Annotated in this window: 24 protein-coding genes; 14 read left to right on the top strand and 10 right to left on the bottom strand. The window is 34.4% G+C overall.

Translation table 11 applies throughout. The annotated features are described in order from the left end of the window. Positions 1–69: 69 nt before the first annotated feature. Genes AC3B6G_RS02790 through AC3B6G_RS02780 form a run of 3 tightly spaced genes read left to right on the top strand, consistent with a single transcriptional unit; the run spans position 70 to position 2,334 of the window. Positions 70–1,272: an MFS transporter gene (locus AC3B6G_RS02790; protein WP_489848913.1), complete on the top strand. Its 1,203-nt coding sequence runs from the start codon at positions 70–72 to the stop codon at positions 1,270–1,272. Positions 1,273–1,313: 41 nt separating this feature from the next. Continuing rightward, the gene (locus AC3B6G_RS02785) at positions 1,314–1,766 is read left to right on the top strand and encodes a hypothetical protein (protein WP_489848912.1); all 453 of its coding nucleotides are present in this window, start codon (positions 1,314–1,316) and stop codon (positions 1,764–1,766) included. A gap of 1 nt (position 1,767) precedes the next feature. Continuing rightward, complete coding sequence (locus AC3B6G_RS02780) at positions 1,768–2,334, top strand: Fic/DOC family protein (RefSeq protein WP_489848911.1); 567 nt, start codon at positions 1,768–1,770, stop codon at positions 2,332–2,334. A 46-nt stretch (positions 2,335–2,380) separates the two neighbouring features. Here AC3B6G_RS02780 and AC3B6G_RS02775 read toward each other — a convergent pair whose 3' ends face one another. The 6 genes from AC3B6G_RS02775 to AC3B6G_RS02750 all read right to left on the bottom strand — a co-directional run bounded on the left by AC3B6G_RS02775 (position 2,381) and on the right by AC3B6G_RS02750 (position 8,542). Further along, complete coding sequence (locus AC3B6G_RS02775) at positions 2,381–3,760, bottom strand: amino acid permease (RefSeq protein WP_489848910.1); 1,380 nt, start codon at positions 3,758–3,760, stop codon at positions 2,381–2,383. A 139-nt stretch (positions 3,761–3,899) separates the two neighbouring features. Beyond that, positions 3,900–5,318 (bottom strand): amino acid permease, encoded by a 1,419-nt coding sequence (locus AC3B6G_RS02770; RefSeq protein ID WP_489848909.1) that lies wholly within the window; start codon positions 5,316–5,318, stop codon positions 3,900–3,902. 162 nt (positions 5,319–5,480) lie between these two features. After that, the gene (locus AC3B6G_RS02765; RefSeq protein WP_489848908.1) at positions 5,481–5,927 is read right to left on the bottom strand and encodes a MarR family winged helix-turn-helix transcriptional regulator; all 447 of its coding nucleotides are present in this window, start codon (positions 5,925–5,927) and stop codon (positions 5,481–5,483) included. 64 nt (positions 5,928–5,991) lie between these two features. Further along, the gene (locus tag AC3B6G_RS02760) at positions 5,992–6,753 is read right to left on the bottom strand and encodes a hypothetical protein (protein ID WP_489848907.1); all 762 of its coding nucleotides are present in this window, start codon (positions 6,751–6,753) and stop codon (positions 5,992–5,994) included. Positions 6,754–6,884: 131 nt separating this feature from the next. Next, complete coding sequence (locus tag AC3B6G_RS02755; protein ID WP_489848906.1) at positions 6,885–7,637, bottom strand: DUF2705 family protein; 753 nt, start codon at positions 7,635–7,637, stop codon at positions 6,885–6,887. Next, on the bottom strand, positions 7,637–8,542 hold the full coding sequence (locus AC3B6G_RS02750) for an ABC transporter ATP-binding protein (RefSeq protein ID WP_489848905.1): 906 nt from the start codon (positions 8,540–8,542) through the stop codon (positions 7,637–7,639). The genes AC3B6G_RS02755 and AC3B6G_RS02750 overlap by 1 nt, the downstream gene beginning before the upstream one ends. Before the next feature lie 190 nt (positions 8,543–8,732). On the opposite strand from AC3B6G_RS02750, the gene AC3B6G_RS02745 reads away from it, so the two are divergent. Together AC3B6G_RS02745 and trhA are read left to right on the top strand one after the other, a co-directional pair. Continuing rightward, on the top strand, positions 8,733–9,149 hold the full coding sequence (locus tag AC3B6G_RS02745) for an aggregation-promoting factor C-terminal-like domain-containing protein (protein ID WP_489848904.1): 417 nt from the start codon (positions 8,733–8,735) through the stop codon (positions 9,147–9,149). An 84-nt stretch (positions 9,150–9,233) separates the two neighbouring features. Then, positions 9,234–9,878 carry a PAQR family membrane homeostasis protein TrhA gene (gene trhA, locus AC3B6G_RS02740; protein ID WP_489848903.1) on the top strand — a complete coding sequence of 215 codons (645 nt, stop codon included), beginning with the start codon at positions 9,234–9,236 and terminating at the stop codon, positions 9,876–9,878. A 37-nt stretch (positions 9,879–9,915) separates the two neighbouring features. Here trhA and AC3B6G_RS02735 read toward each other — a convergent pair whose 3' ends face one another. Beyond that, entirely contained in the window at positions 9,916–11,067 is a 1,152-nt protein-coding gene (locus AC3B6G_RS02735; protein WP_489848902.1) for a DUF3290 family protein, read from the bottom strand. A gap of 141 nt (positions 11,068–11,208) precedes the next feature. On the opposite strand from AC3B6G_RS02735, the gene AC3B6G_RS02730 reads away from it, so the two are divergent. Both AC3B6G_RS02730 and AC3B6G_RS02725 read left to right on the top strand, forming a co-directional pair. Continuing rightward, the gene (locus tag AC3B6G_RS02730; protein ID WP_489848901.1) at positions 11,209–11,721 is read left to right on the top strand and encodes a methylated-DNA--[protein]-cysteine S-methyltransferase; all 513 of its coding nucleotides are present in this window, start codon (positions 11,209–11,211) and stop codon (positions 11,719–11,721) included. 81 nt (positions 11,722–11,802) lie between these two features. Continuing rightward, positions 11,803–12,147, top strand: a complete 345-nt coding sequence (locus AC3B6G_RS02725; protein WP_489848900.1) for an iron-sulfur cluster biosynthesis family protein — start codon at positions 11,803–11,805, stop codon at positions 12,145–12,147. 49 nt (positions 12,148–12,196) lie between these two features. On the opposite strand, the gene AC3B6G_RS02720 is transcribed toward AC3B6G_RS02725, so the two are convergent. Then, complete coding sequence (locus AC3B6G_RS02720; RefSeq protein ID WP_489848899.1) at positions 12,197–12,889, bottom strand: GH25 family lysozyme; 693 nt, start codon at positions 12,887–12,889, stop codon at positions 12,197–12,199. Between the two features lie 164 nt (positions 12,890–13,053). Here AC3B6G_RS02720 and AC3B6G_RS02715 point away from each other — a divergent pair, with 164 nt between their 5' ends. Beyond that, positions 13,054–13,704 (top strand): SDR family oxidoreductase, encoded by a 651-nt coding sequence (locus AC3B6G_RS02715; protein ID WP_489848898.1) that lies wholly within the window; start codon positions 13,054–13,056, stop codon positions 13,702–13,704. A gap of 33 nt (positions 13,705–13,737) precedes the next feature. On the opposite strand, the gene AC3B6G_RS02710 is transcribed toward AC3B6G_RS02715, so the two are convergent. Together AC3B6G_RS02710 and AC3B6G_RS02705 are read right to left on the bottom strand one after the other, a co-directional pair. Further along, complete coding sequence (locus tag AC3B6G_RS02710) at positions 13,738–14,949, bottom strand: DUF2075 domain-containing protein (protein WP_489849558.1); 1,212 nt, start codon at positions 14,947–14,949, stop codon at positions 13,738–13,740. A gap of 55 nt (positions 14,950–15,004) precedes the next feature. Continuing rightward, positions 15,005–16,750: a phospho-sugar mutase gene (locus AC3B6G_RS02705; protein ID WP_489848897.1), complete on the bottom strand. Its 1,746-nt coding sequence runs from the start codon at positions 16,748–16,750 to the stop codon at positions 15,005–15,007. A 304-nt stretch (positions 16,751–17,054) separates the two neighbouring features. Between AC3B6G_RS02705 and AC3B6G_RS02700 the strand changes: the two genes are divergently transcribed. Genes AC3B6G_RS02700 through AC3B6G_RS02675 form a run of 6 tightly spaced genes read left to right on the top strand, consistent with a single transcriptional unit; the run spans position 17,055 to position 20,842 of the window. After that, the gene (locus AC3B6G_RS02700; RefSeq protein ID WP_489848896.1) at positions 17,055–18,029 is read left to right on the top strand and encodes a beta-ketoacyl-ACP synthase III; all 975 of its coding nucleotides are present in this window, start codon (positions 17,055–17,057) and stop codon (positions 18,027–18,029) included. A gap of 27 nt (positions 18,030–18,056) precedes the next feature. After that, on the top strand, positions 18,057–18,305 hold the full coding sequence (locus AC3B6G_RS02695; RefSeq protein ID WP_489848895.1) for an acyl carrier protein: 249 nt from the start codon (positions 18,057–18,059) through the stop codon (positions 18,303–18,305). Between the two features lie 24 nt (positions 18,306–18,329). Continuing rightward, on the top strand, positions 18,330–19,238 hold the full coding sequence (locus AC3B6G_RS02690; RefSeq protein WP_489848894.1) for an ACP S-malonyltransferase: 909 nt from the start codon (positions 18,330–18,332) through the stop codon (positions 19,236–19,238). After that, positions 19,238–19,972: a 3-oxoacyl-ACP reductase FabG gene (gene fabG / locus AC3B6G_RS02685; RefSeq protein ID WP_489848893.1), complete on the top strand. Its 735-nt coding sequence runs from the start codon at positions 19,238–19,240 to the stop codon at positions 19,970–19,972. Before AC3B6G_RS02690 ends, fabG begins: the two co-directional genes overlap by 1 nt. Before the next feature lie 25 nt (positions 19,973–19,997). After that, positions 19,998–20,426 (top strand): acetyl-CoA carboxylase biotin carboxyl carrier protein, encoded by a 429-nt coding sequence (locus tag AC3B6G_RS02680; RefSeq protein WP_489848892.1) that lies wholly within the window; start codon positions 19,998–20,000, stop codon positions 20,424–20,426. A 2-nt stretch (positions 20,427–20,428) separates the two neighbouring features. After that, positions 20,429–20,842, top strand: a complete 414-nt coding sequence (locus AC3B6G_RS02675) for a 3-hydroxyacyl-ACP dehydratase FabZ family protein (RefSeq protein ID WP_489848891.1) — start codon at positions 20,429–20,431, stop codon at positions 20,840–20,842. Positions 20,843–20,852: the final 10 nt, after the last annotated feature.

The raw sequence follows: 20,852 nt of genomic DNA, 5'->3' as shown, positions 1-20,852 counted from the left end.
ATTTAATAAGAAACGGTAATAAGATGTTTCGATCTTATTACCGTTTCTTATTTGAAAGGAAGTATTTGAATGAAAGACAAATGGCAACGAAATCTATACATTTTATTATTTGGAACGTTCATTACTGGACTAGCTTTTAATGAAGTAATCCCATTTATGTCGTTATATATTACTCAACTGGGAAACTTTAATCATGGACAATTATCATTATTGAGTGGAATCGTATATGCAGCTTCTTTTTTAGTGGTGGCTTTTACCGCACCATTATGGGGACGTTTTGCTGATCAACACGGTCGGAAACGAATGATTCTTCAAACATCGTTAGGTTCTGCGATTTCCATTTTTTTAATGGCGTTTGTAACTAACGTGTGGCAGTTTATTTTATTGAGATTACTACAGGGATTTTTTGATGGAGTGATTCCCAATTCAATTGCATTAATCGCGACTCAGGTCCCCCGGAATAAGGCTCAATACTCATTAAGTTTATTATCGACCGGATATACCAGTGGTTTTCTGATTGGACCTATTTTTGGTGGATTATTGGTTAACTATTTATCGATTCGACTAACATTTATGATTACTGGAGCGTTACTTTTTAGCTTCTTTATCCTTACTTTTACCTCAGTAACGGAAAACTTTAAACCAGATCCTAATCACGTGGACGCAACTGGGTTAAAGATTTTTAAACAATTTCCGAACCAAGGATTAGTTATCTGGATGCTTGTAATTACAATGATTGTTCAAGCAGCTGTTAATTTTGTATTTCCGATTCTAACGTTGTTCGTTAAGCAGTTGATGAATAATCATGGTCCAATTGCAGTTGTATCTGGATTGATTGCCGCTTTACCAGGGATTGCGATGGTCATAACATCACCGTTTATAGGTCACTATGGAGATCGACATGGGGCCAGCCGGGTTTTGTTAATTGGGTTCGTTGTAATGCTCTTATCTTACTTCCCACAGGGACTAGCTACCGGAATCATTATGCTCGGTTTCTTTCGGTTCATCAATGGGATTGGGAATGCAGCCGTATTTCCATCGATCCAAACCGTTTATGCTAAGGGAACTCCAGATGAATTAACAGGAATGGCGTTTAGTTTAAATCAAGGAGCTCAAGCAATTGGGGCCGTGATTGGTTCATTAGGTGGCGGGATTATTTCTAATTATTTTGGCTATCGGGCTGTTTTTATATTAGCAGGAGTCATTTTGATATTTAACTTTATTATCTTAAAGACAAAATTGAAGAATTTGAAACAATTATTAAATGAATAATTTATTTCGAACTTTTTCAAATTGCTAAGGAGATTATTAAAATGAAAATGACATTAAGGGCAATTTTGGAAAAAAATTCAGATAAACAGATTGATCCGATTGAGTTAGCTAATCAATTAAATGTGCCTAATAAGACTATTGATAATGCTTTAAGGAATGATTTTAAGCAAAGATCTTTAGAATTTTTAATCAATATTTGTAAATATACTGATGTTGATATCAATATTTTAATTCATTGTGCAGAAACTAATGACATTTCTCCTGCTGAAGAAGAAACAAGATTTATCGAACGAACAAGTTTAAAAGAACTAACGATTATGGGTGTGAAGTTCAAAAATGAAAATGATTATTGGGATGCCCGTGACTCAACATTGTCGAATATTTATGAAGGATATCATCCTATTAAAGAAGATATTATAATGTTAAAAGCTTCGTTTGATCAATCTACACCAAAGTTTTTAGATGAATTAAGAGCTAAATTTAAGGAGAACTAACATGAGTTGGATATCAGATACCGAATATGATGATCATACTCTAATTAATAAATATAATATTCATGATGAAGAACGGTTAAAAGAAGTTGAGAATTTATTAGTTGTTAAAGTGAGTCATCAATTAATGGACACCTATAAAATAACTAACGTTGAAGATTTGAACCAGATCCATTATCAATTATTCAAAGAGTTATATTCATGGGCAGGTAATTATCGCACTGGTAATTTTGAAAAAGCTGGTCATTCCTTTTTCCAATATCAACGTTTTGATTTAGCACTCCCATACCTTAACAGGAACATCAAAGCCATTATAAAGACCAAATATAGTTCCAATGTGTCTTTGATTAATGATTTAGCTCATTTATCTTTAGATATAAATGAATTTCATCCGTTTAGAGAAGGGAATGGAAGAACTAATCGGCTCTTTATTAGAATATTAGCTAAGCAAAAGGGCCTTAATTTAGTTATTAATCCCAATAATAAGAATGATTATAAGAAATATATGGCTGCGGTTACTGCTGATGATTCTAAACAAATGGCAAATTGGTTAACTAATAACATAATTTAATATCAAAAAAAGCGACCCAATAAGGTCGCTTTTTTATTGTTAATTATTAATTTTTAGCTTCTTTACCATGATGAGTAGTGAAATAAATGATGGTCATGATAACTAGGAATGCAACTCCAATTAATAGTGGAGTTCTAGTTTCATCATTAAAGAACATAAAAATTAATGTAAGCAGTAAGAAGAAGATTGTTACGTAATTACTAATTGGAGATAAAGGCATCTTAAATGGATGATCCTTTTCTTCTTCTGGATGAAGTTTTCTGTACCTAATTTGACTGATCAAAATTACGAACCATGGGACCATTCCAGGAAGAACACTGGAACTGTAAACCATAACGAATAATTCATTGGCCCCTTTAAAGAAGAGTGGGAGAATGAAGTTTAAAATGACTCCGATGAAAATTCCTAATGAAATGGCAATGACGGATACGAATGGCACCCCATGTTTGTTAAGTTTCAAGAAGAATTTAGGTAATTGGTGATGTTCTGCTAATAAGTATGACATCCGACTGGCACTGTAAATTCCAGAGTTCGTTCCAGATAAAGCAGCAGTTAGAACAACAAAGTTGATGATTCCAGCTGCGGCAGTAATTCCTAATTTAGCAAAGGTAGAAACGAATGGGGAACCAACTTCACCTAATTTATCCCATGGATAAATACTTAAGATAACAAAAATTGCTCCGATATAGAAGATTAAAATCCGTCCAACTGTTGATTGAATTGCTTCAACCAATGATTTTTTAGGATTTTCTGCTTCACCAGCAGTGACTCCAATCAATTCAATCCCTTGATAAGAAGCACAAACGATGGAAAGAGCGAAGAAGAAACCTTTAACACCACCAGTAAAAAAGCCGTACTTCCAAATGTTACTAATTCCAACGGGATGCATTCCGTGACCAAAACCAAAGATGATGATTCCTAGTCCAGCAATAATCATCAATACGATTGTTACGACCTTAATTAATGCGAACCAATATTCTAATTCCCCAAATGCTCCAACGGAAATCAAATTAGCAACACAAAGGGAAATAATAGCAACTAAACCAGGAATCCAGCCTGGTAAGTTAGGCCACCAGAAGTGACAATAGGTTCCAATGGCAATCACTTCACTCATTCCAACAACAATGTATTGAAAAACATTACTCCATTCGGTTAGGTAGCCAACAACTGGGTGGATGTACATGTCTCCAAATTGGGCAAATGATCCAGTAACGGGATGAACATAAACCATTTCACCTAATGCTCTCATAACTAGGTATAGGAAAATACCAGCAATTCCATAATCTAATAGAACGGAAGGTCCAGTCCAACCAATCGTTGATGCAGAACCCATAAATAAACCGACTCCAATCGTTCCACCCAATGCAATCATTTGCATATGACGAGGACTAAGGCTTCGGTTTAGTTTCTTATTATCTTTTGACATAAATTTCACACAACCTCATTTAAATATTAATTACATTGTACACTTAATTTTGTTTTGGCGTCAAGAAAATGTGCATAAAATAAAAACAGCTGTCTATTTTATACAGACAACTGTTTTGAATTAAATTTATTTTTGGAATTTAAACATCGTCTCTAAAAATCTTAGATTTATCGATGCCTTTTTCTTTATCTTCTTTATAATATCTAGTGAAGTAAAGAACGGTCATTAATGCTAAGAAGATTGCCCCAATAATAACCGGGATTCTAGTATCGTCATTAATTAACATAAAGACAACGGTAACAGCTAATACGAACAATGTAATGTAGTTGGTGTATGGAGCCAAAGGCATCTTAAATGGATGTTTCTTGAGTTGTTCAGGAGTTAATTCTTTTCTGAATTTCATATCACTAACTAAGATAACGAACCATGGGACCATTCCAGGTAAAATACTGGAACTATAAACTAGCACAAAAATTTTATCTGCATCATGCATGAATAATGGTAAAACAATATTCAAGATAACCCCAATGAAAATCCCACCAGTTACGGCTAGAACAGTATAGAATGGAACTCCACTACTGGTTAATCGCAAGAATTTCTTAGGTAACTTACCTTCTTGAGATAGAAGGTAAGTCATTCGACTAGAACTATAGATTGCTGAGTTAGAACCAGACAATGCAGCCGTTAAGACAACAAAGTTAATGATTCCTGCAGCTGAAGTAATTCCAATCTTAGCAAAAGTTGAAACGAATGGTGAACCAACTTCGCCTAACTTGTCCCAAGGATAAACGGTAACGATAACGAAAATTGCACCAATGTAGAAGATTAAGATTCGACCAATTGTTGATTGAATTGCTTCTACGATAGATTTACGAGGATTAGCAGCTTCACCAGCAGTAACCCCGATTAATTCAACCCCTTGGTATGATCCTAAAACAATGGCAAGAGCAAATAGGAAGCCTTTTAAACCACCAGCAAAGAATCCGTATTTCCAAAGATTACTAAAACCAACGGGGTGACCACCATTTCCGAAACCAAAGAGAATAACTCCTAAGCCGGCAACGATCATCAAGATAATTGTAATAACTTTAATTAATGCGAACCAGTATTCTAGTTCGCCAAAAGACTTAACTGAAACTAAGTTGGCAAGAGCTAAGGAAACTAAAGCGATAATTCCAGGAACCCAACCGGGTAAGTGAGGGAACCAGAAATTACAATACGTTCCAATTGCAATAACTTCACTCATTCCAACCAGTACCCATTGGAAAATGTTACTCCAAGCGGTTAAATAACCAAAAACTGGGTGCATATAGACACTTGCAAATTGAGAAAACGAACCACTAATTGGATGGACATACAGCATTTCACCTAATGCTCTCATGATAAAGTACAGGAACAGACCGGCTAAAGCATAATCCAATAACACGGAAGGCCCAGTCCAACTAATTGTAGAAGCAGAACCCATAAACAATCCCACACCAATTGTTCCACCTAATGCAATCATTTGCATGTGACGTGGTGATAGCTTACGTTCTAGTTCTTCATCTTTGTTTGCCATTGATAAGATCCCACCTTATTAAATTTTTTCTAGATGATAAATCATCTAACGACTGATTGCCGTTCTAAAATATTATCATGATTGAAAAAAAGATACAAACCACAATATCTTTATTTTAAACCCAAAATGGGATAATAAAAAGACACCCTTGAAAGGATGTCTTTATTTTCGATCATTAATTTCGGTTTTTAAGCGTCTTTGAACATCGGCGATGGCATCGAGTGCTTCTCGATATTGTTCCTTATTATAAGATAATGCTTGTAAACAAGTGTTTACAGCAGGAACAACTTCTTTTTGCATATCTTTACCATGTGTAGTAAGGGATACCAACACGCGTCGTTCATCACGTTTATCACGGTTCCGTTCGATCCACCCGGCAGTTTCAAGCCGTTTTAGTAGTGGGGTAAGCGTCCCATTTGTCAAACCTAACTCACCACTAAGGTGATTTACTGTAACGTTATCTTCCTTCCAAAGTGAAAGAAGAGTTACATATTGAACATAAGTTAAATTAAACTTCTTTAAAGTGTCTTGATAAAACTTATTGTACAATTGGTGGGCACGGGAGATTTGAAAACATAACATATTGTTCAGATCGGTACTATATTCCATTCATGTCACCCTCTGTCATTAATGTACTGTATCATCATTCTATCACACCAGATATATCAGTCAATTAATTATTTTGGAGCTTATGAAATTTTTGGCGCCGGCCAAAAATCCAAAGAATTAAACAAAGGTAGATGATTCCATAAATGATGACCCCAGCCATTGCCTCATTATTGTGCAATTTTGTTAATGTATGGTTGATGGGGCTAACAATTTGGCTTTGAATCATCATTGGATTGAAAGGATTCCATTTTAAGAACCGAATTCTATAGATCCAAAGCATAAATGGCCATGCTAATAGTTGACTAACATAACCAGTTGCCACTCCACTTGCGACTGCCCTGATACTGCTCTTGATACCAAGTGTAATTAAAATAATGAATGGAAGAACTAAGAACATGTAGTAAGCATTTGCATGGATCGCGGTTAATAATACTTTTAAGTGGTGAACACTAATAACATTACTTTTGTAAATATCATAGTAGGTAAAGATTACGGTTCCAACATTTACGGCAGTCAAAATTAGATATTCGATTACAATCGATAGCATTTGAGCAATGAAGATTGCTAATGTGCTGTGCTTTTCACCAGCTTTAAATAATGCATTTCGCGTTTTATTCCCGGCAAACGCTAAGCTAGCAAATACCATCATCATAAATGAAATGAGGGAACTTGAAGATCCCATCGTGTTTAAATAATTACCAGCAATAATTAAATTATTATGCTTTCCAAAATATCCAATTAAAAAAGCATAGGCTACTGTAATGATGACAAATAGAATGATTAATTTCCATTTGCGAAATAATTCCTTAAATAACAGACCAATCATAAAAAGGGCTCCCTTAAAAATAATTCTACATGCCAATAAGTTTACCACGAAACAAGTAGGAATCAATATACTAAAAAAAGTTTAAACCATAATTAATTAAATGGTTCAAACTTTTTTTATGACTTGATGTTTTAGATGTTTCGTTTTTGGAAAATCCAGTATGCAATTAAATAGAAAATGATGGCATAAATAATCGTTCCGATGATCATTTGATTATCCGTTAATTTTGTTAAAGTACGAAATGCTTTTCCATATTCTAATTGACTATTAACTTGGAAGAAGTTGAAAGGATTCCATTTTAGAAAATTAACTTTTTTAATTACAAGGGTCAATAACTGACTAATAATTTGAGAAGCGAAAATGAATGCAACCCCGATTCCAATTGCTCCACCGGAACTCTTAGCAATGTTACTGATTAAAATTACTAAACTAATTAGAATTAATACGTATAGTGAATCAGCACCTAAAGTTTTGAACATTTCATGAGTAATACTACTAGTAAAATCAAATTTACTAAATACTGTTAACTTGGCAATGCCAGTCATGATGAGGTTTAAAAGATTTAAACATACATACACTTCAATTAATGCTAATAATTTACTAATGAAGACCTGACCTCTACTGAACTGTCTGTCCAATAGGTTTTTGATGGTTTTATTAACAAATTCATTAGTAATAATGGTACTTGCAACAATGACCATCATTAAAGCAATGATTTGATCAGCGTTTCCCAATTCGATGAAATAACTTTTAACACTCATAAAATTGTATTTCTTAGTTAAGAACATGACTAAAACTTGATATAAAATCATTATTGCAAATGTTACTTTAATCGTTTTGCCCTTCATTAATTTATAATTTTCTTGTCTTAATAAGGTAAACATTATGCTTCCTCCTGATTATTTTGATTTAAAGTTTTTAATAATGTTGTTTCTAAGTCGGCTTGTTGACTATTTACATCCTTGATCTGAACGTTATTTTGGACTAAAGCAACCAAGGCTTGGTTTAAGTTATCAGCATGATTAATGATATTGATTTTATGATCATTAAGGGTAACTTTTAGGCCACTGTTAACTAAAACTTGTTGCGCCTTAGTGTTATCGCTTGTATTGATCATGATTTGCTTTTCATCATTATTCAAGAAAGCACTCGCTTTAGCTTGTTTAATTACATGTCCATGATTAATGACAACATAATCATCAGCAATTCGAGCTAATTCATCTAATAAATGACTTGAAATAAGGATACTAATGCCACGTTGAGCTAACTTCAATAATAAATCTCGTAAATCATGGGTTGATTGGGGATCCAATCCATTCATTGGTTCATCTAAAATCAACAACTTGGGATGATTGATCATGGTAAGTGCAATCCCCAATCGTTGGCGCATTCCTAATGAATATTTTTTAGCTTTTTTATGCCAAAACTGATCAATTTGGGTTTCTTTTGCAATTTGATCCATTTCTTGGGAATTAAATTTACCTTCATTAAATAACTTTAAGTTCTCATACCCGGTTAAATTATCGTAAAGAGCGGGGGTTTCGATCATAGTCCCAACGTTTTTTAAAGCTTTTCGATGATGAGCGTCCAAATGAATCCCGTTAATTTGAATATCACCATCTTTATAGTTAGTTAATCCAACGATTGTTTTCATGATGGTTGATTTTCCAGCACCGTTGGGACCAATTAGACCAACGATTTTACCCTGTGGAATGTTAAAACTAACGTTGAATAAGACTTGATTTCGTCCATAATACTTATTTAAATCTTTAATTTTAAGAGTATACATAACTTTCTCCTTTAACTAGTTAATTACTGATGTAACTAACTATATCACAAAACTAATTTCATCGTCAAACGGAATTCATTGCAAAATGCAATACTCTTTAACATTTCTGTAACATTTCTCTAATCTTCTCGTAAGATGGGATTGTTAAAGTATTAACTGTTGTTACATATTTAGGGGGAGAAATAATATAATGAAAATTAATAAGTCACTAGCAATCATTCTTACTATCGTTACCATGGCCGTTGCATTCGTTTGCACAACTGCTGTGAGTTCAAATACTAGTGCATCCGCTGCTACTAATGTAAGTATTAAATTAAACCAAAAGAAAACAAGCAGTGCTTATCAAAAGAAAGCAATTGCTAAATTAAATCAAAAATTATCATCAAGTAATGCAGCCGCTAAGAAGTGGATTGCAAGTCATGAATCACATGGTTCATATTCTGCTCACAATGGTCTTTACTATGGTAAGTACCAATTAAAGACAAGTTTATTACACGGTAACTATTCAGCTTTGAATCAAGAAAAGGCTGCTGATAAATATGTTAAGAGTCGTTATGGTTCATGGGCTAATGCTAAAAAGCACTGGTTAAGTACTAACTGGTACTAAAATTAATTTAATTAAGCACTTCTGATTTTCAGAAGTGCTTTTTTTGTTATAATAAGTTATTCAATAATAAAGGGATCGATAAATATGAAAGATTTAGCAAAAAATCGACAATATTTAATCATTAATGAGATATTTAGTGCTATTACTCATGGCTTAGGGATTTTACTTAGTATTGCAGGCGCAGTTGTTTTAATCGTTCATGGAGCTCATGAGGGAGGCGCGATGCGAATAACAACGTTTTCAATTTATGGGGCAATTTTAATCTTGTTTTATTTCGCCTCCACGTTGTTCCATAGCCTATTTTTTACGTCTGCTGAACATGTTTTTCAAATCTTTGATCATTCAGCCATTTATTTATTAATTGCTGGGACCTATACACCCTACTGTTTAGTTACAATTGGTGGCTGGCTTGGTTGGACATTATTTGGCATTATTTGGACATTAACGATTATGGGGATCGTTTATAAATCAATTTGGATGGGACGTTATAAAGTCGCTTCTACCTGTATATACGTACTAATGGGATGGCTATGTGTTTTAGGAATCAAACAATTGATTGATGGTCTTGGCTGGGCTGGTTTTTCCCTCCTATTAGAAGGTGGGATTGCCTTTACATTAGGCGCCGTTATTTATAGTTTTAAACAGATTCCTTTTGGCCATGTAATTTGGCATATATTCGTTTTAGCTGGAACGATTTTGATGTATTTTTCGATTTATTTTTATGTATAAAAAAGATTGCGATGGTTTATCACCGCAATCTTTTTGTTTAGATGTCTTTATTCATTTTTGATAACCGTTCGTGAATGCTAGCTTTATGTTCAGGGTAACTAACTAAAACTAATTTATCATCAATGAATTGTCCAAGATAAATTTGATCAATTGATTTGTTTTGCTTCTTCAATTCGTTTTCTAACCATTCATCATCATGGTGATTACGTTTAAGAACTGATTCGTTGATTCTAGTATCTGTAATCACAGGATAACTTAATGATTCAGTTCCAAATCCGGTTAATGTTAATTGACCATTTTGTTCCAGAATACCACTCTTAACATCTTCAAAATTAGCAACGTTTTGTTGACGAAGTTTAAATGCTAAATCTTCACCGGTCATTCCATTTTGAAGTGCTTTGGCAACGTTGATTTTCCCATTCTGAATAATTGGTTGTGGATTTCCGGTTAAGACACGTTTAAAGAACTTCGATTGCTGAATTAGAAGTTTACTTCCAAAAATAATAATCGACCAAATTAAGAGAACGACAAAGAATTGAATGATCGTGACGGCCTGACTATAAATCATTCCACCAATAATTCCCCCTAAAACATAGTTTTGGAGTTGATCAATTGCATTGGCAGGCATTAGGTTTCCCTTACCAGACAAGTTGATTTGAATTACTAACATGGTAAAACCAATTAAAAGTTTTAAGCCAATGACGAAATATTCATTGTTCAAGATACTAGCGAAGTTAAAACCTTGGTGTTCAACATAATTAGGTTTGTTATAGACTAAAGAAGTTGGGGTTAAACTGTATCCACTAAAATCATTATTAAAATTAGCTTGATAATATTTATTACCAGCCTTAATTGTCATTCCATTCGTTAACGTTGTTGAATTAGCGTAGATTTTATCTAATGGAACATGTTCTTTTTTGCTGATACTTTTTAAGATTGTAGCAGTTTGACTATTTTGGGCATTACTATTTGATTGATCATAGATGTTACTGACTTGGATAGCAAATAGCATGACAACAAAAAATGCAACAATGATAAATGGGGTTCGGTACTTAATGTTAGTACGATCCTTTAAGTACATAATTCCAAAAAAGAGAACGGCAATTGCAAAAATAATAATTGCAATTAACATAATTAAGTTTGCAGAATTAAAATTCTGCGTTAAATACTTATACGAATATAGATTCATATTTATCCCTCACAAAAATATTTTTTCATAAATTATTATATCGCTTTATTAACAAAAGACAATTCGCAAGTTGGATTTACAACTATGGAATTAAACTATGGTAAAATATTAATAAGTGAATTTGAAAATGAGAGGAATAAAATGAAACGGATATATTGGGATACCTTTGAATTTAATAATAAAAAATTTTTCTTTACCGTAAGTGATTTCGGGTTGAACTTTATCTCCAATCCTAATGTAGGGGTATCTGAGGTCTTTGATTTTTATTCTAAGGAAAAATTTGAGTTTCGATACCAAGAACAACGAACTGCTAAGTGTAAACAAGAAATTAATGAATACCTCATGGGGCAACGAATGGATTTTGAATTGCAACTAGATTTTGATAATGTTGGAGATGAGGTTGAACAAAGGGTTTGGCATGCAGTTCAACAAATCAAATATGGAAAAACAATTGATTTGAATCAATTAATGAATCAAATTAAGATTGGAAATCGGAATGCAGTTATCAATGCATTAGCAACTTGTCCGATTATGATGGTTGTCCCGCTTCATCGGGTTATTGTTAATGATGATAGAATTCGAGGTGGGCAGGAATTTGAAAGCTTATTGCGAAAATTAGAATCATTAGATGGAATCAATGATATGCATAATTAATTAACTTGTATGCAATTTAATTGACTTGGATAAAAGAATTGGTATTATTGATACTGTGTTTATTCGAGGAGGTTATTAATAATGAAAATGACAGTTACTGATGCTGCAAAGCAAAAAATTAATAAAGAAATTCAAGGCCCAGCTAAACTATTATTAAGTTTAGATGATGGAGTTGGGGACTATTCAAAAGAAGGTTCTTGTTCAATGGATATTGATTTCGATGTCATTGCCGTTGCTCCCGATGCAGAAGCAAAGGGGTACGATGATAAATTAGAGACTAATATCGGTGACTTTTACTATAAGGGGTACTCTGGAACTTATTTGGATGAGGACAATTTGAAATTAGATGTTTTAGCCAATCAATTGACGTTATTATCTTCTGATGGTGAGATTGATCGCGGAATTCAAATCGTTGATAAAAGATAAAAAAATGGAATCGAATTTTAATTCGATTCCATTTTTCTTATGATTCAAACTATTCAGTAATATTATCATCGTTAGAATGAGTGAACCAATCAGCAACTTTACTAGGGTTAGTAATTTTACTTAGATCAACTCGTCCTTTGATACCACTAACCGTTCCCTTACTAGTGTATTGCCATAAATCAGTTTTGATTGCTGGTTTATGAGAATAATTAGCGATCCAATATCCATCAAAACTAATGGCATTAATTCCATGAGTTTTAGCAAAGTTTTCACCGGAATATAAGATCAAAGGTTTATTCGTTAAGCTCTTCATTGTACTGATCCAGGCGTTAATGTACGTCTTTTCAGAACTAAAAGCGTCTTTACGATGAATTTCATCATCCAATACATAGAAATTGGTCTTCTTGTTACTTCGTTGATAAAAGGCCTTTGCTTCACGAATTGCATCAGCTTTACTATTAAAGTTAGAAAAAGCGTAAACCCCAAAAGGAACTCCGTAACGAACGGCCTGTCTTGAGTTGTATGCTTGTTTACTATCTAAATATTGAGTTCCGTGTTGAACTCTAATGATTACATATCTTAAATCAGTTGAGGCCTTTGCCCAATTGATGTTTCCTTGATACTGTGAAACATCAGCAATTTTATTACCAGTAGCGGCAGCATTAGCATTCGTTTGGGGTTTGACAGCAAAAAATGCAGCAACAGCAACTAAAATAAAAAATAAATTTTTAACGCTTTTCAAAATGATTCCTCCTAAGTTACTTTCAAAGTCAATTATAGTCTATTTATAATACATTGAAGTTTCATCTATATTACGAATCGTTACAAAGCTAAATTAATTGGTTTTAAGTGCTCCAACTGTTAAAATGTAAACGCAATTTAAATCATAATTGGAGGTTGGGTTAAATGAAGAATATATTTGTAGTTGGAGCTCATGGCCACGTGGGTCAAAAGTTAGTTCCTCAATTAGCACAAGCTGGATATCATGTTTTAGCAGGAGTACGCCAAAAAAACGATTTAACTGAATGGGCGGATTTGTCTAATATTGATCTAATTGAATTTGATTTAAATTCAATGCCAGAAGAAATGGCAACCGTTTTTAAACGGTCTGCTGTAGATGCAATTATTTTTACAGCTGGTTCTGGTGGGAACACAGGCGATGATAAAACATTATCAATTGATTTAGATGGAGCGATCAAAACGATGGAAGCAGCAGAGCAAGCTAACGTAAATCGTTACTTAATGGTTAGCGCCGCTCATAGTGATAATCGTAAGTTATGGCCGCAAAGTGGGTTACAAGGTTACTTTATCGCTAAACATTATGCGGATGAATTTTTACGTCGTTCAAAATTAGAATATACGATTATCCGTCCAACGACGCTTTCAAATGATGAACCTAGTCAAAAAGTAGATCTTGATCCCAAAGAATTATCTGCTGATTCATCAATTTCACGTTCTAATGTTGCCCAAGTGTTAGTTCAAATATTAAATAATAAAAGAACGATTCGTAAAACAATTGTTATTACTGATGGAAACACGCCAATCAAAGAACTTTAAAATCAAAAAAGACCAGTTACAACTGGTCTTTTTTTAGTGTTTGATTTGTTGATACGAATCAAGAAGTGCTTTTCTGAGTTCGGAATCATGAGCAAAAATATATAATCCTTTGACGCCACGCTTCATCAAAACATTAACAGAATTTAAAATCAGTTGTTTTTTAATTTGAGTGAATTCTTTTTGATCAGGGATGTCAGGTCGTTTTTTGAGGGACTCAACGTCAGTATACTTGCTGAGGTCAACATCAATGTGTTGATTACGATATAAAATTGGTGGCCCTAAAATTAAACCGACATAGTTCAAGTCAAATCCCTGACAAGTGTACATTGAACCGACTTCATTGATTGTTTCCGGTTTTTCAGCCCAAGGAATTTGGGTATAGTTATACTGATCCCATGGCATTTTAAACCGACCTTCTTGGATAAAATGTTGACCACCATCTAGTGTTGATGGGTATCCAGATGTTGAGACAATTCGTGATAATCCAAATTCTTGATTTCTTTTAACAATTAATTGGCGCATCTCTTCAGCATCATCAAAAATTCGAAAATCATAATTATCATCAGCATTTTGTGGAATGGGGCTTAATTTTCCATCAGTAAAGTTATTGATCCATTTAACCAATTCATCGCTGCAACTCATTCTAAATTGATGGGTTAAGTGGTACTCACCGTTAGTATAAGGCTTCAACAATGCTTTTAAGCGTTTAGTACTCCAAAAGCTTTTGGTCCTTAGAACTTGGCGTGGATCAAAAACAATAATTGTGACTTGACTGCGTTTGATAATTTCTAGTAATTGGTTATTTTGCGTAAAATTATTGTATGCATCTCTTCTTGATAACAAGAGATGGGCTTCGTCAATAATTGTAATATCAGAATGACCATTCATTTTATTCATTTGATTAATGAATGAAGTCGGGCGATTAAAGTTCTTTTTTAAAACATTCTTTTCGTCTCCAGCAATTTGTTTGTAAACTTTTAAAATTTCGGGATGATTGACTAGAAAGTAGTTGTGGGTATCCTGAAAAGGTCCTTGTTGCTTTCGTAATTGTTGAAAATCATAAAAGAGTTGACTTAAAATAACACTTTTTCCAGTTCCAGCATCACCATAAATTGTGAAAACGGCGTGCTTTTGATCGTGAAGATGATCTGATGTGAACTGTTCAATCTTTTGAATCAATTTAGTTTGTTCATTTGTTAGTTGGTGATGGTCCGGAGCTAACTTATCAATTGCATGATTATCGATTTGATTTCATCTCCTTACAAAGAAAACGACTTAAAAAGTCGTTTTCTTAAATAATTTAGTTCATGATTAATTTTTCAATTAATTTTTCGACAGCTTCAACGTAAGAATCGAGTCTCTTTTGAGCAGCTGCTTCAGATTTATCATTCGTTCCAATATAGAATTTAACCTTTGGTTCCGTTCCAGAAGGTCTAATCGTTAACCAAGTTCCATCTTCTAACCAGAATTTCAAAACATTAGATTTAGGTAAATCGATTTGACTGGTCTTGCCGTTTTCATCAGTCTTCGTTTGAGTTAAGAAATCTTCGGTTGAAATAACTTTTTGACCATTGAATTCAGTAAATGGATTTTCCCGAACTTCCTCCATGATGTGAGCCATTTTCTTAGAACCATCGATTCCTTCGAACATCTTGGAAATCGTTTGTTCCTCAAAATAGCCGTATTGTTGATACATTTCTTGTAATCCATCATAAAGAGTCATATTGCGATCCTTGTAGTATGCAGCAATTTCGGCAAGTAACATCGTTGATTGGATGGCATCTTTATCCCGCACAAAAGGCCGAATTAAGTATCCATAACTTTCTTCGAAACCGAATAGAAAAGTGTGATCATGGTTTGCTTCGTAGTTCTTGATTTGTTCAGCAATAAATTTAAAACCAGTTAGAACATTTTTGGTTGGGATATTGTAATTTGCTGCAATTTTAGTTGCTAATTCAGTGGAAACGATTGATTTTACGATGATTCCATTTTCAGGGAGATCATTAGCCTTTTGTTTTGCATGTAAGATATAATTCAACATTACACTTGCAATTTGATTTCCGGTCATTAATTTGTAATCACCGTTTGGTTGACGAACAGCAGCACCTAACCGATCGGCATCAGGATCAGTTTCGATCAAAACATCAGCATCAACTTTTTTACCAAGTTTAATTGCTAAATCGAAGGCTTCCTTAAATTCTGGATTTGGATGAGTAACCGTTGGAAATTCAGGATCAGCAACTGCTTGTTCAGGAACGATGACGTAATTTTCAAATCCAGCTGTTTCGAGTGCTCGACGGGCTAAAATCTTTCCAGTTCCGTGAAGAGGCGAGTAAACAAATTTTAGATGTTTACCAACTCGTTCGATCAATTCATGATCAACGTTAACTTTCTTAGCTTCATCAAGATAAGCTTGGTCTACTTCCTCACCAATAATGGACAATAAACCTTGTTTTCGTAATTCTTTGACCCGAGTAACCGGAATTGCAAATAAATCATTTGCTTCACGAACGTACTTCGTGGTTAGATCTGATTCCTTTGGGGGCATTTGGCCACCATCAGGACCATAAATCTTAAATCCATTGTATTGTTTTGGATTGTGACTGGCAGTAATCATGATTCCGGCATATGTATGTAAATGACGGATTGCAAATGATAATTCAGGAGTAGGACGAATCCCATCAAAAACGAATGTTGGGATGTTATGATGTCCCAATACCATCGCAGATTGGTAGGCAAATTCTTTGGAACCATAACGAGAATCAAAACTAATTGCAACTCCACGTTGTTTGATTTTATCATCTAGTTGATCCATTAATCGGGCTAAGCCTTCTGCAGCTTGACGAACCGTATATGTATTGATGCGGTTGGTTCCAGCTCCAATCAATCCACGCATTCCAGCAGTTCCAAATGATAAGAAACCGCTAAATGCATCTGTTAACTTTTCGTCATCGTTTTTCATTTCATTTAATTCTGCTTTTAATTCAACTGGCATATCGATTTGAGATGTCCAATTGTTGTAAGTTTCTTGAATTGTTTTATCCATAATAAACATCCTTTAATTAAGGTATATTGGTACTAACTTGATTATAGTTAAGTGCTTTTTTTAAGTCAATTACAAGTACTTGAGTTAGGAGTGTTACAGATGTTTGATTTTATAACAAAATCACATCAATATTTAAATAGGAGCTCCTTCTTAGGAAAATATGTATCAATGAGCTGTTTATGTTATAATAAATCGTTAGTAATTGGATATTTTACAATAAATCGGTTACGATATTATTTGTAATATATTTGATTTACAACATGCTAAATTAAAAAGGTATCACTTTGATACTAAAGGAGTAATTATGAGTCCTTTTTCAATTATCGCTACCGCCTCGTCTGTTCCTGACAAGGTAGTTACTAATGAGGATCTTACTCATATGATGGATACTTCTGATGAATGGATTCGTCGTCGAACTGGAATTGCGCAACGACATATCGCAACGACAGAAACAACTACTTCGCTCGCGGCAAATGTTGCTAAGCAACTTTTAATCAAGGCTCACGCACAAGCTGAAGAAATTGATTTTCTAATCGTTACTTCAATGTCACCTGACAATCAGTTTCCTGCTACCGCAGCAACTGTTCAGGGTGAAATTGATGCAAAAAATGCGATGGCATTTGATATTAGTTCCGCTTGTTCGGGATTCGTTATGGGTTTAGATGTGTTACATTCGCTATTGGCTACTCGTCCCCATTCAAAGGGCATTTTAATTGGTGCTGAAAAGATGAGTAAATTGATTGATTGGCACGACCGCTCAACGGCTGTATTGTTCGGCGATGGTGCTGGTGGTGTCTTGGTATCTAATGATGGTGCTGGTCAATTCTTAGCGGAACATTCACAAACATATGGTAATTTAGGCCACTATTTGACTGCTGGACATATTAAGGATGAAAGTCCGTTCAATGATCAAAAAGATGATCAAGATTACTATGTGCATCAAGATGGGCGAAAAGTTTATGACTTTGCAACCCATTCTGCACCAGAATCAATTAAAATTGCTGCCAAACGTGCTGGAATTTCAATTGATGATATTGATAAGTTTGTGTTGCATCAAGCCAATGTTCGAATCATTAAGAGTGTTGCTCGTCGAATGCATTTAGACTTTGATGAACGTTTCCCAGTTAATATCGATCAATATGGTAATACCGGCACTGCTAGTGAACCAATTCTATTGGATGAACTAGTAAAAGCTGGTAAAATAAATCATGGTGACACCATTGCCCTATCAGGGTTTGGTGGCGGTTTAACTGTTGGAACTGTTATTGTAAAATTTTAAAATAAAAGATATGGAGTGTATATAATTATGGCTGATAAGAATGAAATTTTTGATAAAATTAAGGGTATTGTAGAAGACCAAACTGATGACGTTAATGCTGACGACATTAAGTTAGAAACTAACTTCAAGGATGACTTAGATTTAGATAGTTTAGACATTTTTGAAATTATTGATGATTTGGAAGATGAATACGATATCGAAATCGATACTGATAATGATATGACTACTGTTCAAGAATTAGTTGACTACGTTGCAAAACAAGTTGACGCTAAATAGTTTTTCTTTTTGGAGGTTTTAAGTTTGAATCTTTGTTATTTATTTAGTGGTCAGGGAAGTCAATTTGCAAAAATGGGCCAAGACTTATATCAGACCGAAACAAAGTATCGGGAAACTGTAGATCAAGCCTCAGCTACCTTGAATTTAAACCTTGCAAATCCAGAAAATTTTGATAATCCAGTAAATACTCAAGTTGCAATTTTGACGATGAGTGTTGGTATTACCCGTCTATTAGATGGAAAAATTCCTGCACCATCATCAATGCTTGGGTTGAGTCTGGGCGAGTATAGTGCTTTGGTTTCTGCTGAAGCACTATCTTTTAGTTCAGGACTAAAATTAGTTGCTGATCGTTCAAAGTATATGGATGAAGCGGGAAAACAAAATCCAGGTAAAATGGCTGCTGTATTGAGAACCGATGCTAAAGTTGTTGAAGATATTTGTAAGCAGATTGATAATGTTTATCCAGCTAATTTTAATACTGCTAAACAAACTGTAATTGGTGGAACTGCCGAAGGAGTTGCTCAAGCAACCGATGCTCTAAAGGCTGCTGGTGTAAAAAGAATTGTTCCTTTAAATGTTCGAGTTGCATCTCATACTCCTTTAATGCAGTTAGCAAGTGATAAATTAGCTGATCGTTTAACAAGTGTTGATTTTGCAGAACCAAAGGTTACTGTGATGAGTAATACACTTGTCGAACCATTTACAAAATCTAATTTAAAGGATACGTTGGTAAAACAATTAGTGACCCCAACGCATTTTAGACAAGACCTAGAAAAATTGAACCAGGAAAATCCAATCGATGCATTTATTGAAATTGGTCCTGGTGAAACGCTTAGTAAGTTAGCAAAAAAGACTGTTAAAGCACCAACCTATCACGTTGATAGTGTTGAAACATTGCAACAAGCAATCAATGATTTGGAGGCCAACTCATAATGACTGAAAAAAACGTAATTTTAGTAACTGGAAGTATGAAAGGAATTGGTTTAGCAACAGCTCAACGCTTAGCTAAAGATCCCAAGAATCAAGTTATTATTAATTCTCACCGCGATTTAAGTGATGATGAAATCAAAGAATTTAACAAGAACTTTGACCAAGACATGGAAATTGTGGTCGGAGATGTTGCTAAGGATGATGAAGCTAAGTTCATGATCGATGCAATCGTTGAGAAGTTTGGCACGATCGATGCCGTTGTTAATAATGCCGGAATTACCGATGATAAGTTATTAACTCGAATGAAAGAAGATTCTTTTGAAAAGGTCTTGAAGACAAACTTAGTTGGTACTTTTAATGTTACTAAGTATGCGATGAAAGTTATGCAAAAGAAACGAAAGGGTGCCATTGTGAATATGTCCAGTATTTCTGGTCTTCACGGAAATATTGGTCAAGCGAACTATTCTGCCAGTAAAGCTGGAATCGTCGGTTTAACTAAGACTACTGCTCAAGAAGGTGCTCTTCGTGGAATCCGTTGTAACGCCGTTGCTCCTGGAATGGTTGAAACAGCTATGACTGCTAAACTGAGCGATAAGAACGTTGAAAAGTGGTCTAAACAAATTCCGCTCGGTCGTTTTGCAAAGCCAGCAGAAATTGCTGATGTTGTTGCTTTTCTATTGAACAATCAATACATTACTGGTCAAGTAATCACCATCGATGGTGGTCTGACAATTTAATTAACAAGTAGGAGATTTTTCAAAAATGGACGCCAAAGAAATCGAACAATTATTAAAGGAATTCGATAATTCAAGTTTGAAAGAATTACGAGTTGACGGTCAGGTTTATTTTAGTAAATTGGATCGTCCAAAGGAACAACCAATCGCTCCCGCTCAGTCCAATGAAAAGAGAGCTGATTCTCAAACCACTGCGCCTAAACAACCTGCTGCTAGTGGTGCTAAAATTAAGGCTCCACTAGTAGGTCTTGTTTATTTTGCCCCTAGCCCTAAAAAGCCAGTTTATAAAGAAGTTGGCGATCACGTTAAAAAAGGGGAAACCGTTTGTGTCATCGAAGCGATGAAGGTCATTAATGAAGTTAAGAGTTCTGTTACTGGGACGATTACAAAAAAACTTGTTAATGATGGGGAAATGGTTGAATACGATCAACCTATTTTTGACGTTGAGGAGGATTAGTTTTGGAATATAAAGTTAGTGATTTTATTCCGCAACGTTTTCCGTTTCAGATGATTGATAAAATTGAAGAAGTGGAACCAGGTAAATTTTCGCGAGCAATTAAGTTGCTAACGATCAATGAATGGTTCTTTTCTTCTCAAGAAGGTCATCCTGAGATGCCTAAACCAATTATTTTGGAATGTTTAGCTCAAACTGGAGTCGTTGCTTTACTTTCAATGCCAGAATACAAGGGCAAAAATGTCTTTTTCGGTGGAATTCGTTCTGCTGAGTTTAAAGATGCTTTTCGCCCTGGTGATAAACTAGAACTTTATGTTGAATTAACTAAATTAAAACAACATTTAGGAGTTGGTCATTGTACCGTTAATCGCTCTGGTGAAGAGATTTGTACTGCTGACCTAGTTTTTGCAATCGAATAGAAAGCGTAGG

This window comes from Nicoliella sp. ESL1149 (assembly GCF_058107265.1).
The sequence above is the reverse complement of the archived record's forward strand: the minus strand, read 5'-3'. Positions and strand labels throughout refer to the sequence as shown.